This is a genomic window from Jiangella muralis (assembly GCF_001270745.1).
Lineage (GTDB): Bacteria > Actinomycetota > Actinomycetes > Jiangellales > Jiangellaceae > Jiangella > Jiangella muralis.
In genome coordinates this window covers 69332-81729 of the sequence record NZ_LFXL01000032.1, presented here as the reverse complement: position 1 = coordinate 81729, position 12398 = coordinate 69332, and the positions used below count along the sequence as shown (strand labels likewise).

The 12398-nt window shown below is 74.4% G+C and carries 8 protein-coding genes and 1 tRNA gene; 2 read left to right on the top strand and 7 right to left on the bottom strand.

The window, feature by feature from the left end; translation table 11 throughout:
• Window positions 1-89 precede the first annotated feature (89 nt).
• Together ACW62_RS25470 and ACW62_RS25465 are read right to left on the bottom strand one after the other, a co-directional pair.
• Entirely contained in the window at window positions 90-806 is a 717-nt protein-coding gene (locus tag ACW62_RS25470) for an NIPSNAP family protein (protein WP_053206918.1), read from the bottom strand.
• Between the two features lie 31 nt (window positions 807-837).
• On the bottom strand, window positions 838-1716 hold the full coding sequence (locus ACW62_RS25465) for an alpha/beta fold hydrolase (protein ID WP_053206917.1): 879 nt from the start codon (window positions 1714-1716) through the stop codon (window positions 838-840).
• A gap of 62 nt (window positions 1717-1778) precedes the next feature.
• Between ACW62_RS25465 and ACW62_RS25460 the strand changes: the two genes are divergently transcribed.
• Entirely contained in the window at window positions 1779-3737 is a 1959-nt protein-coding gene (locus ACW62_RS25460; protein ID WP_053206916.1) for an AfsR/SARP family transcriptional regulator, read from the top strand.
• On the opposite strand, the gene ACW62_RS25455 is transcribed toward ACW62_RS25460, so the two are convergent.
• Together ACW62_RS25455 and ACW62_RS25450 are read right to left on the bottom strand one after the other, a co-directional pair.
• A complete protein-coding gene (locus ACW62_RS25455) occupies window positions 3718-5247 on the bottom strand; it encodes a hypothetical protein (RefSeq protein ID WP_053206915.1) in 1530 nt (509 codons plus the stop codon). The genes ACW62_RS25460 and ACW62_RS25455 overlap by 20 nt on opposite strands.
• Entirely contained in the window at window positions 5204-7222 is a 2019-nt protein-coding gene (locus ACW62_RS25450) for a hypothetical protein (RefSeq protein WP_157574969.1), read from the bottom strand. Before ACW62_RS25450 ends, ACW62_RS25455 begins: the two co-directional genes overlap by 44 nt.
• Window positions 7223-7318: 96 nt before the next feature.
• Between ACW62_RS25450 and ACW62_RS25445 the strand changes: the two genes are divergently transcribed.
• A complete protein-coding gene (locus ACW62_RS25445) occupies window positions 7319-8698 on the top strand; it encodes a pyridoxal phosphate-dependent decarboxylase family protein (protein ID WP_053206962.1) in 1380 nt (459 codons plus the stop codon).
• 409 nt (window positions 8699-9107) lie between these two features.
• Here ACW62_RS25445 and ACW62_RS25440 read toward each other — a convergent pair whose 3' ends face one another.
• The 3 genes from ACW62_RS25440 to ACW62_RS25430 form a co-directional block, all read right to left on the bottom strand.
• Window positions 9108-11447, bottom strand: a complete 2340-nt coding sequence (locus ACW62_RS25440; RefSeq protein WP_157574968.1) for a hypothetical protein — start codon at window positions 11445-11447, stop codon at window positions 9108-9110.
• A tRNA-Ser gene (locus tag ACW62_RS25435) sits at window positions 11441-11515 on the bottom strand. The genes ACW62_RS25440 and ACW62_RS25435 overlap by 7 nt, the downstream gene beginning before the upstream one ends.
• Window positions 11516-11525: 10 nt before the next feature.
• The gene (locus tag ACW62_RS25430; RefSeq protein ID WP_053206913.1) at window positions 11526-12395 is read right to left on the bottom strand and encodes an arginase family protein; all 870 of its coding nucleotides are present in this window, start codon (window positions 12393-12395) and stop codon (window positions 11526-11528) included.
• Between the last annotated feature and the right edge of the window lie 3 nt (window positions 12396-12398).

The following is a 12398-nucleotide window of genomic DNA, read 5'->3' as shown; positions in this document are numbered from 1 at the left end:
TAGACCAGTGGTTCGGCGGTTGCCCGCGGCGATGCCGCAGGCCACGGGCTTTTGTATGTACGTGGGCGGCAACTGGTCCAATCGGCGGGTCAGCGCAGCAGCGACCGCGGCGTCGGCGCCAGCCGCAGCGCGACGGGCGGCGCGGACAGCCGTCGCCGGAGCTCGGCACGCAGGCCGGGCCGCTCGGCCCACCCGGCCCGGTGCGCCGCATAGGCGTCGGCGTCGGGGAAGCGCGCCACCCACACGAACGCGTTGGCGTCGTCGTGCACGGGCAGCGCCGGATATGTGTTGGGCGACGGGTCGGTCTCGAGGCGGGCGATCGGGCCGACGCCCAGCGCGGGCTCGGCCTCGGCGGTGAAGAACTCGGCGAACTCGCGGAGGTCGCCGGCGACGGGGTAGACCTCGACGCCCACGAGTGCGGACGAATCGGTGGCTGGCGGCCGGACGACGGCGCCGCCGACGCCGGGGAACGGGAAGCCCGACCCGGCGTCGACGGGATGCAGCAGGTGGACGTCGTCGGAGTCGATCATCGTGACGTTGGCGGCCGCGGCGTGCCGGGCCCACACCGGGCCGGAGTAGAACGCCGTCAGCGCCTCGTGCCGCGTCGCCATGTCGGCGAAGCCGCGGATCCAGACGAACCGGCCGGGCGCGTCGAGGTCGCGGAACTGGCCGATCAGCCGGGCGCCGAGCACCTCCTGCGTCTCGACGAACTCGCGGTCGAACAGCGTGACGAGGTCGTCGCGACGGCCCGCGTGCACGGTGTACTGCCGCAGCTCGACGATGGGGCAGCAGAGGTCGGTTGTCATGCCGGGCACGGTAGCGCCCGGCATGACGGACTCAGCGACGCAGCAGCGCCCGCAGTTCGGTGATGATCGCGGCCGGGTGCTGCTCGGCCATGAAATGACCGGCGGTCGTGGTGGCATGCCGCAGGTCCGCCGCCCACGCGCCCCAGAGCCCGGCCGCGTCGTACCCGAGCGCCGCGCCCCAGTCCTGCTGGACGACGGTCACCGGCATCGCCAGTCGCCGGCCGGCCGCCCGGTCCGCCGCGTCGTGCTCGACGTCGATGCCGGCGGAGGCGCGGTAGTCGGCCACGATCGACGGGACGGCGGCCGCGCAGGCCCGCAGGTACTCGGCCCGCACGTCGGCCGGGATCGCGGCCGGATCGGCGCCCCACTGGTCCAGGAAGAAGCCGAAGAACTCGTCCGGCGCCCCGGCGATCAGCCGCTCCGGCAGGCCCGGCGGCTGCGCCATCAGGTACAGGTGGAACGCGACCGCCGCGGACGCGCCGTGCAGCACGTCCCACATGTCCAGCGTCGGCAGCACGTCGAGGATCGCGAGGTGCGTCACGCGACCGGGGTGATCCAGACCGGCGCGGAACGCCACCAGCGCGCCGCGGTCGTGGCCGGCCAGCGCGAACCGCTCGTGCCCGAGGTTCGCGGCCAGCGCGACGACGTCGGCGGCCATGGTCCGCTTCGCGTAGCTGGCGTCGTCGTCCGCGCCGGGCTTGTCGCTGCCACCGTAGCCGCGCAGGTCGGGCACGATGACGGTGTGGTCGGCGGCCAGGTCGGCGGCGACGTGCCGCCACATCAGGTGGGTCTGCGGGAACCCGTGCAGCAGCACGACCGGACGGCCGGCGCCGCCGACGGCGACGTTCAGCGCGACGTCGCCGTCTCCGGGCACTCGCCGGTACTCGAAGTCCGGGATGGTGGGCGTCATGGCTCTCCTCTGGGTGATCCTTGGGTGTGTCTTCCAGCGTCCGGCCCGCCGATGAGCGTTCGATGAACACCCGGTTCGGCGTGCTCGGGCCGGTGGTGGCGTGGTCGCAGGGCGCCGACGTCGACCTCAAGGGGCCGCGGCACCGCGAGGTGCTGGCCCGGCTGATCGTGGCGCGCGGCCGGGTCGTCCCGGTGCGGCGGATCGTCGCCGACCTGTGGGAGTCGCCGCCGGACGGCGCCGTCGTCGCCGTCCGCACGTTCGTCGCCGCGCTACGCCGGGCGCTGGAGCCGGACCGCGCGCCGCGCTCGGCGGCGACCTTGCTGGTCACCGAGGGACCGGGCTATGCGCTGCGGGCCACCGCGGACGCCGTCGACGCGTGGCGGTTCGCGGCCGGGGTCGAGGCGGCCGGCCGTGCGGCGCCGGCCGAGGCGCTGCCGCTGCTGGACGCCGCGCTCGCGCTGTGGCGCGGCCCGGCCTACGCCGACTTCGCCGCGGCCGCTTGGGCGGCGCCGGAGCGGACCCGGCTGACCGAGCTGCGGCTGACGGCGGTCGAGCGGCGGGCCGAGGCGCTGCTGGCGCTGGGCCGGCCCGCCGACGCCGTACCGGACCTCGACGCCCACGTCGCCGAGCATCCGTGGCGCGAGGACGCGTGGCGGCTGCTGGCGCTCGCGCTCTATCGCAGCGGGCGCCAGGCCGACGCGCTGGACGTGCTGCGGCGGGCCCGGTCGCTGCTCGGCGACCAGCTCGGCGTCGACCCCGGGCCGCGGCTGCGGCAGCTGGAGACCGACCTGCTCCGCCAGCAGCTGCCGGTCGACGCCGTCGGGCGGGTGTGGGCCGACGCCGCCGCGGCGTACGACCAGACGGTGGCCGCGGGCGCGCCCGGGCGGCTGGAGTCGACCGTCGGGCTGCTGCGGGTGCTCGCGCTCACCGGCGGGCACGGGCTGGCGGCGGCGCAGGAACAGCGGGTGGCCGCCGTCGCCGCCGCCGAGCAACTGGGCGACCCGGAGCTGACGGCGCGGGTCATCGGCAGCTACGACGTGCCCGGCGTCTGGACCCGGTCGGACCATCCGGACCGCTCCGCCCGCGTCGTCGCGGCGGCCGAGCGCACGCTGGCCGCGCTGCCGCCGCCCGCCCCGCCCGCGACCCGCGCCCGGCTGCTGGCGACCGTCGCGATGGAGTCGCGCGGGTCCGGCTCGCCCCGTCCGGCCGAGGCCGCCGCCGAGGCCGAGCGCATCGCCCGTCGCCTGCACGACCCCGCGCTGCTGGCGTTCGCGCTGAACGCGACCTTCCTGCAGACGTTCCAGCGGGCCGGACTGGCGCCGTCGCGGGACGCCATCGGGGCCGAGCTGGTGACGCTGGCCTCGGCCCAGGGGTTGCCGGAGGTCGAGATCCTCGGCCGGCTGGTGCGCATGCAGGCGCGAGCCGCGCTGGGCGACTTCGCGGCCGCCGACGAGCACGCCGCCGCGGCCGACGAGCTGGGCCGTCGGCACGAGCGGCCGCTGGTCGACGTGTTCACCCGCTGGTACCGGGCGGTCCGGCTGGCATCGGTGGGCGGCGCCGCGGCCGCCGGTGACGCCGAGGCCGCCTACCGCGCGGCGGCGGCCCGGCTGGAGGGCGCCGGCATGCCCGGCCTGGAGCGCGGGCTGCTGCCGCTGGCGCTGCTCTGCCTGCGGGTCTGGCACGACCGGCCGCTGGTGTTCGCCGACGACACCGACTGGGGCCCGTATGCACCGTGGGTGCGGCCGCTGCTGCTGGTGACCCGCGGCCGCCGCGACGACGCCGCCGCGGCGCTGCGGGTGGTGCCGGAGCCGCCGCGTGACCTGCTGCTGGAGGCGACCTGGTGCTTGACCGGACGGGCCGCGCTGGCCGTGGGCGACCATGCGCTGGCGGCCCGGGCCCGGGCCGCCCTGGCGCCGGCGGCCGGCGAGCTGGCCGGGGCGGGCAGCGGCGTCCTCACCGCCGGCCCGGTGGCGTCGCACCTCGCCGCGCTGGACGACGGGCTCAGCGCCGCCGGCCGCTGAGGTAGTACTCGCGCCACGCGACGGAGATGTCCTGGATGCCGCCGATACGCCGGTGGTCGAGCAGGTCGCGCCACGCGTCCTCCAGCCGCACGCTGAGCCGTGTCTCGGCCGGTTCGTGCGGTGACGGCGTGACGCTGCCCTTGGCGGTGCGGCGGTCGATGATGAGCTTCCCCTTGGCGCGGAAGCTCGTGCCCCGGATCCGCCGGCACACGAGGTAGTCGATGTTGAACCCGTCCGGCCCGAAGTCGTCGGCCGAGGACATGCCGCTCAGGCGGACCGCCTCGGCGAGAGCGTCGAGGACGTGGGACAGCTCCTGCTCGGAGTCCTGCCGCCAGGAGAACCAGAGCGCCTTCCGGTCGTCCGCTCCGCGACTGGTCCGGATGGTCGGCCCGGCCAGCAGCTGGTAGTCCGTCATCTTCAGGCCGACCCGGCTGTTGGGCGACAACTCGTCGCGCTGCCCGTCCAGCTCACTGACGGCGGCCGGCCGTCCGCCCAGCCTGGTGACCAGGTCGTGCAGCCGGATCTCCAGCGACCGCTCGGCCGCCGCCGTCTCGTTGAACTCCAACCACTGCTCGTGGCTGGGCAGCGGTTCGTCGAAACGCGAGTTCGACCGGGCCAGCTGGAGGTGGATGAAGGCGAGGTCGTCGAGGGCCGAGATCGCGCAAGCGGCGACGCCGATGCCGTCGCACTGCGCCAGGTAGGAGAGGACGGCGTTGGTGGTGCCGACGCGGGCCGGGCCGACCAACGTCACCGGCACGACGAAGTCGACGTCCTCGTCGGTGCCGGCGTCGACCGTCTTCCGGAACCGGGCGGCGGCCGCGTCGTCGACGGCGACGAGGTTGATCCAGTTGCCCGGTCCGTGGCCGGTGCGCAGATCGCTGATCCAGAGACCGAACCCGTTCGCACGGCACCGCCGCGCGATCCGGGCCACGACCCGGCAGCGCAGCTCGCTGCTGGCGTTCCGCAGCGCGAGCATGGCGCGGATGGCGACGCGGGACGGCTCCGGCCACGACTCCAGGCGCTCCGCGGCGGGGTCACCCGAGGCGTCGGCGACGGGCAGCTGGACCGGGCACTGGAGCGACAGGATCGGCGCGTCGGCGTCCTCGACGGCCGACCGTGCGATGACGCTGAGCGCTTCGACGATGGCGCGAGTGTCCGTCAGCCGCGTCGTCGACCGGTCCGGATCGATGACGATCAGCAGCTCGAACCGTTCGGTGTCCTCGTAGAGGAAGCTCGGGTTCGGCCGGGCCGAGCCGACGAAGACCAGCGTGCCGGGCTGCTTGCGGTGCACGGAGATCCGCACCGGCACCGCGCGGCCCTGGTGACTCGTCCACAGGGTGGGCGCGAGCGGGCCGCGGCGCGTGCCCGCGACCACGGCGGCGCCGTTCAGGCTGGCGCTCAGCGTCTCGTCCAGGCTGAACGGCTGGCGTGGAGTCCGGAGGACGGGCAGCAGGTAACCGGGCCGATCACGCAGATGGTGCACCTGGAAGTTGACCTGAACGGCGCGCACGCCGGAGCGATAGACGGAGTCGGGCAGCGGAATCTCGTGCTCCGGAGCCGGTGCTCCCTTCGAATCCATGGTTCCTCATCACCCCCAGGGCGGCGAACTCGACGTCGGGCGTGTAGGTGCTTCCCCAGCCCTGCCGCCGCGCCCACGTCGGCACCGTCGGCGTCGTCAGGCGCAGCTCGCGGCGCGGCAGGTCCACCACGATGCTGAGCACCACGAGGACGGCCAGACAGGCCACGCCGATCGAGAAGACGACCACCAGGGTGTCGTCCGAGGTCACCGCGGCGATCGTGAGCGCCTCCGCGATGGCGACGGCGATGGTGGCGTAGGCCAGGTACCGGGACCGTTCCCGGACCCTGGCCGCGATCGAGTGCCGGGGCGGCAGCTGCAGGCGGGTGTAGAGGAACCCGGGGACCAGCAGCAGCACGGCCACGAGCGCGTCCCGCTCGATGCCGCCCCGCAGGCCGGGGCGGTCCCGGAACGGCCACCAGAACTCGCCGGCGAGCAGTGCGATCGTCGCGTAGGACAGGACCAGGACCGTGCCGGCGTAGGCGAGCAGGGCGCGCGGGCCGGACCGGGTCGCGTCCTGGACGAGGATCCCGACCTCGATCTGCGTGCGCTCCGTCGTCGCGACCGGCTCCTCCAGCCGGCGCCAGTACGCATGGTTCCGCGACGCCGAGACCACGTCGGTCTGGAAGTAGTCCGAGCCCAGCTGTTGCGTCGTGATCTCCGTCGCGGCGCGCCGCAGTCGGTCCGCGACGACCCGGGCGTTGTCGAGGAACGGCCCGGACCTGGTGTGCCAGGCGGCGGCGAGGGTCTCGGTGGCACGCAGGCTCTCGATCGGCCACGGGATCCCGGCCTCGGCGGCCTCCCAGCGCCGCCGGCGGGTGAGCTCGGCCAGCGCGCCGACGGTCGTCTCGAGCTCGTGCTCCACCATGCTTCTCGGCACGACGTTCTGGCCGCCGGCCGGGTCGACCAGGGTGGCCAGGTAGCCGAGGTCGCGCTGGATTCGATCGACGTCGTCCGTGCCGGCCATCGACGTGAGATACATGTCCGAGATCTGCAGCGACTGCTCCGTCGCCGCGACGAGGTGATACGAGCGCAGGCTGCTGGGTACCTCGGTCTGGTAGCGCACGACGTAGACGCCGCGCGCGTTGAGCGGCCGGCCGCGCACCGGTTTCCGCAGTAGCGGGACGTCGTAGCTGAGGAGGTGATTGTCGCGACCCTCATCGAGATTCACGACCAGCAGGTATTCGTTCAGAGCGACGCCGAGGAGATGGAAGAATTGCCGCAAGGTGTCCTCATAGCCGGCGAGGATCCGCAGAGCCGTGTGCCGATGTCCGTGACTGTTCGTGGACGCGCCGGTGTTCGGCGGAGTCGCCTGCGACCGGCTGGAGATCAGCATGGTCAATGCCGATTGCACGAGCCATCTCGGCTCACCGGTCGTGTACAGGAAATCCGCCAGGTCGCTGTCGGTGAGCTTGGCGTCCGGGTGACTGCCGAGCGCGTTCCGGAGCAACTGGTAGAGACCCGCGGCCACCGGCCCGGCCAGCTCGAGCTGGGCCAGCCGCGGCACCCGGGAGCCGTCGTAGTCGCGCACGTCGATGGGGAAGCTGAACTGGCGTGGGAGCCGGGCGACCGGCACCCAGAGGCCCTGCTCGTCGCGGCTTTTCGCCGGGTTGCGCTGACGCAGTTGCTGGAAGGACTCGCAGGCGATGCGCTGCTCCTGGTCGAGCAGCCCGAGACTGACATCGATCTCGGTCGTGCATTCCGGTGCCAGGTGTTCGACCAACGCCAGCCGTTCGGTGATGCGGCGGACGTGGTTCTGTTCCAACGCCAGGTCGAGGAACGACAATCCGACTTCCGCCTCGTCCAGTGCGGAGGGTGGCGGCGCACCGGGAACGGGCACTTGGGTGATCGCGTGGCGCAGTGCGGTCGTCGCGTCCGGCGCTTCGGCTTTCACCCAGGTGCCCTGCATAACGCCCCCTTGATCACGGAGCGTATCGCCGCGGTTGCGGAATGAGAAGATCATGATGGTGACTGAATTGTCGTGTTCCGCGGCAGGGGGTTCGACATGAGTGCTGCCCGAGAGGATTTCGACGCCGCGCTGGATGTGGCCGGCGACCGAGCCCGGGCCTGGCTGGCGGGGCTGGGCGAGCGGACCGTGCGCGCCACGGCGAGTGCGGACGACGTCCGGGCGGCGCTCGGCACCGAACTGCCCAGCGGTCCCAGCGACCCGGCCGACGTGGTGCGGCTGCTCGCCGACGCCGCGGAGCCGGGCCTGGTGGCGACGCCGTCGGGCCGGTTCTTCGGGTTCGTCATCGGCGGCACGCTGCCGGCCGCGTTGGCCGCGGACTGGCTGGTCAGCGCGTGGGACCAGAACGCCGCCCTGCGCGCCGCGAGCCCGGCCGGCACGGCCGTCGACGACATCGCGGCGGCCTGGCTGCTCGACCTGCTGGGGCTGCCGGCTGGCGCGGGCGTCGGGTTCGTCACCGGCGCGACCATGGCGAACTTCGCCGGCCTGGCGGCAGCGCGCGACTTCGTCCTCGCCCGGGCCGGCTGGGACGTCGGCGAGCACGGCCTGGCCGGGGCGCCACGGGTCCGGGTGCTGGTGGGCCGGGAACGGCACGACTCCGTCGACTCGGCGCTGCGCTACCTCGGGCTCGGCGCGCCCGAAGCCGTCGCCGTCGACGACCAGGGCCGGGTGCGGGCGGACGCGCTGGTGGCGGCGCTGGGCGCCGGTTCGGGTGGGCCGACGATCGTCTGCCTGCAGGCCGGCAACATCCACTCCGGCGGCTTCGACCCGTTCGCGTCGGCGATACCGGCGGCTCACGCCGTCGGCGCCTGGGTCCATGTGGACGGCGCGTTCGGGCTGTGGGCGGGCGCGTCACCACGGACCCGCGCGCTGCTCGCCGGCGCCGAGACCGCCGACTCGTGGGCGACCGACGCGCACAAGACGCTCAACGTGCCGTACGACAGCGGCATCGTCGCGGTCCGCGACCCCGCGGCGCTGCGGTCGGCCATGAGCTACCACGCGGACTACCTGGTCACCGACGCGACCTACCTCGAGCCGTACGAGCGGGTGCCGGAGCTGTCGCGGCGGGCGCGGTCGGTGCCGGTGTGGGCGGCGTTGCGCTCGCTCGGCCGGTCCGGGCTGGCCGAGCTGGTCGACCGCCTGTGCCGGCACGCGGCCGCCTTCGCCGACGGGGCGCGGGCGATCCCCGGCGCGGAGGTGCTCAACGACGTCGTGTTCACCCAGGTCTGCCTTGCCTTCGGCGATGACGAACGCACCCGCGAGGTCGGCCGGCGGCTGATGGCCGACGGCACCGTCTGGATGACCGGCTCGCGGTGGCGTGGGCGCGAGGTGCTGCGGATCTCGGTGAGCAACTGGTCGACCGACGACACCGACGTCGCCCGCGGCCTCGACGCCCTGGCCCGGGCCGCTGCCGGGTGAGGCCGGCGTCGACCAACCCCATAGCCATGTGGAGGCCTGGTGTCGTCACGGCGACCACGTGGAAGCTCACGGCCATCTCGACCCGATCGTTGATCGAGCTAGCACCACCCCAACGTCCAGTTCACGTGCCACGACGTCATCGCGGCGCGCGGATTCGACCCGGCCGCGCTGCCCTGACAGGGCGCTCCCTGGAAATGATCAGGTGACGTACCGGCACGTTTCGCGCCAGGAAGTTCACCTGATCGTTTCGTGCCCACATCGTGGAGACGATCAGGTGACCAAACGTACGGTCGTCCGGTGTCCAGGTCACCCGATCATCCTCACCGGAACGATCAGGTGACACATCCCGCTGCCACGACGGCCGCGCGGCACTCATGCGAGTGACGTGCTCCCGGCGTGTGTCCCGGGGTTACGGCGCCAGGTACCAGTGCGGGCCGGCGGCCCAGCCGAGCAGCCGCCGCCCGCCGCCGGGCGCCGTCCCGTTCGGCTGGAACCGCCCGCCGGCGACCACGTGGGCGAGCCCGTCGACGGCCGGGTGGAACCGCGTCAGCCGGGCGTCCTCGACGAACGAGCGCAGCCGTTCGACGGCGGCGTGCTGCTCGCCGTCGTCGCACAACGACGCGAAGAAGATCGCCTGGCGCCAGGCGTAGGCGACGTTCTTGACGGCGATCAGTGCGGCGTGCCGGTGGGCCGAAGGCTGGGTCAGCCGGCGAACCACCCAGTGGAACACCCGGCCGGTCAGGTCCGGCGCGACCGGCCGCAGCTCGTCGCGCAGGTCCAGCACGTGCACTAACGCCGCGAGGTTGTGCGTGGTGAGGATCTGGCTCTGCTCGATCATGGTGCCGCTGACGGCGACCGGGTTGCGCTCGGTGCTCGTTCGGGCCTCGGCCGCCCGCTCGACGCAGAGCCTGCCGAGCGCGGCCGCCGTCACCGGCACGGCGTTCGGGTCGCGCGGGCCGGGCGGCTCCGGCGGCGGGGTGTGCGCGGCCCAGTAGGCGGCGTCGGGGAGGTCGTAGTAGTGGGCGTACAGCGTGCCTGCCAGCGCGGTGCTGGTGACGGCGGCGGCGTCGTGCCACTTGCGGCTGAACGTGCCCATGAAGATGTCGGCCGCGACCTCCTCGACCAGCGGTACGCCGACCTTCGCCTCCGCGGCCAGCGCCGTCAGCTCGCGCACCAGCGGGTTCGGCAGGATCGCCTGCGGGTACGCCGTCAGCGCCAGTCGGCTGGTCTCCCGTAGCGCCTCCCGTGCGGCGCCCTTCACCGGCGTTCGCAGCGGGTCGAGCGCGGCGGCCCACGGCAGTTCCCCGAATCGCACCTGGTGCTGGAGGTCGAGCAGCAGCAGGCCGCGCCGGCGGCGGAACGCGGCGTAGGTCGCTGCGTACAGCTGTCGCAGCGCGGGGTCGTCCAGGCCGGCGGCCAGCAGCTGTGACGTCAGGCGCGGCAGCACGCCCGCGAGCACCTCGCCGGACCCGATGACGCCGTGCTCGACCAGCACGTCCACCGGAGCGTCGAGCGCCCGCTCGACCTGCTGGACCAGCCCTCGCGGCACCGGCTGCCCGTCGGCGACATCGGCCGTGACGGCCTCGATGGAGGGCAGCCCGCCGTCGGCCGGGAACGGCTCCAGCCGGTCGGCCAGCAGCTGCGCGATGGCGGCGTGCGTCGGCCGGTCGGCGACCTCGGCCTGGACGGCGCGCAGCGCGACCCGCCGCGGTGACCCCGGCGCGCCGTGCGCCGTGACCGTGTTGGCCAGCGCGCGCCGGATCCAGCCGACCTCGCGGCCGGTGAGCAGCGAGCTGCCGTCGGGGCAGCGTTCGAGGGCGGCGTGCAGCCGGGCGAGGTTGCTCCTGGGGTGCGCGGTCGCGTCGGGGCGCTCGCGCGTGGCCGCGGCGTGGTCGGCCAGCCATTGCTCCCGTCGCGGCGCCCAGTCCTCCGGCCACCGCCGGCACGGCCAGCCGCCGCGGACGGCGCCGTCACCGGTCAGCTCCGGGAGGTCGCCGTCGACGGTCTCGGCCCAGAGTTCCACCAGCCGGTCGTACAGCGGATGCCAGACCCCCAGCGTCTCGCGCATGACCGTGACCTGCTCTGGCACCGCCCGCGTGCGCAGTCCTTCGCGGACGCGTCCCACCGGCTCCAGGTGCACCGACGTGCCGGTGACCGGGCGGGCGCCGGGGGCCGGCGGCGGGGTGAGGCGCAGCCGGCCCAGCCATGGCCGCAGCTCGGCGACGAGGTCCAGCGCCGCCTCGTGGTGGCCGTGCCGGAGCAGCCAGGCGACGGTCGGCAGGGCGGCGTCCTCGGGCAGCTCGACGCGGTACCGCTCCGACGCCAGCGCGGCCAGCAGCTCGGCCTGCCCGGCGTCGCCGAGGTACCAGAGGTTGAGCCGTTCCCGGTCGTTCGCACCGGGCGCCTCGGCCGGCAGTCCGGCCACCCGAGCGGCCTCGTCGTCGCTCAGCGGCAGCTCGGCCAGCAGCCGGCCGGTCGCGAAGCCGCCGTGCGCGACCTCGAGCGTCACCCAGGCCGGAGTGCCGGCGACCGGCGTGCGCGACCCGACGGTCAGCCGGCCGCCGGCCATGCCGCCGATCACCGCCCGCCAGCGCTCCGCCTTGGCCCGGGCCCGCTCGCGCGCCGCGGGGTCGTCCTGCTCGGCGGCCATGCGCAGAGCGCGTTCGAGCTGGCCGAAGGCATAGCCGGACGAGGTCTGCTGCCGCTCGTCGGCCACGAGCACTCCGTCCGGGTCGGCTGAGGTGGACATGGAGGCAGGAATCGAACCTGCGCCCTCCCGGTAAGCAGCCGGGCGATCTACCACTGAGCTACTCCATGCGGTTCGCGCTCATCGTACGATCCCGCGCAGCAACGCCACGATCCGTTTGGCGTGTTCGCCGCTCGGGTCGAGGTCGGCGCGAAAATCGGTGACGCTGACGCCGAGCAGTCGCGGCGACGCCACCAGCGGGGCGAGCGCCACGGCCAGCTGCTCCCACGATGGGCCGCCGGGCTGCGGGTACGTCACCGCGGGCAGCGCCGCCGGGTCGAGCACGTCGAGGTCGATGTGCAGCCAGGCGGCGCCGTCGACCAGGTCGCGGGCCGTGCGGCCGGCCGCCGCCGGGCGGGCCAGCAACTCCGGCGCGGGAATCTGGTGCAGCGCGGCGGGCAGCCGCCCGACCTCGGCGGCCGACGCCGGGTCCAGACCGGCGGTGCGGTGCCCGAGCAGGACGACGGCGGACGGCTCGACCATCGGGACCGTCCCGGCCAGCGACACCAGCTCCCGCGCGCCGTCGCCGGTGAGGATCGCGAGGTCCATGTCGGCGGTCTCGCCGGTGTCGGACGCCGCGCCGACGAGGTAGTCCGGATGGCCGTCGGCGTACCAGAGCCCGACCGGCCCGGCCACCGTCAGCAGGGCCGGGATCACGCCGAGCAGCAGGCTGCAGTCGCCGCCCACGACCAGCGGCCGCGACCCGGGCCGCGCCCGCAGCGCGGCCGTCAGGGACGCCGTCAGCGCGCGGGCCGCCGCGACCGTCGCGGGCAGCGCCAGCACGCCGGTCTCCGGGTCGCGCGTGCCGCCCTCGATGACGGTGTCGGCGTCGCCGAGGTCGGCCTCGACCAGCGACGCCAGCCCGGCGGCACGCAACGCGCCGGGCGCCGCCGCCTCACCCCGTCCGGACGCGGAACAGTCCCATGGAGCGCCGAGCAGGAACCAGCTCATCCC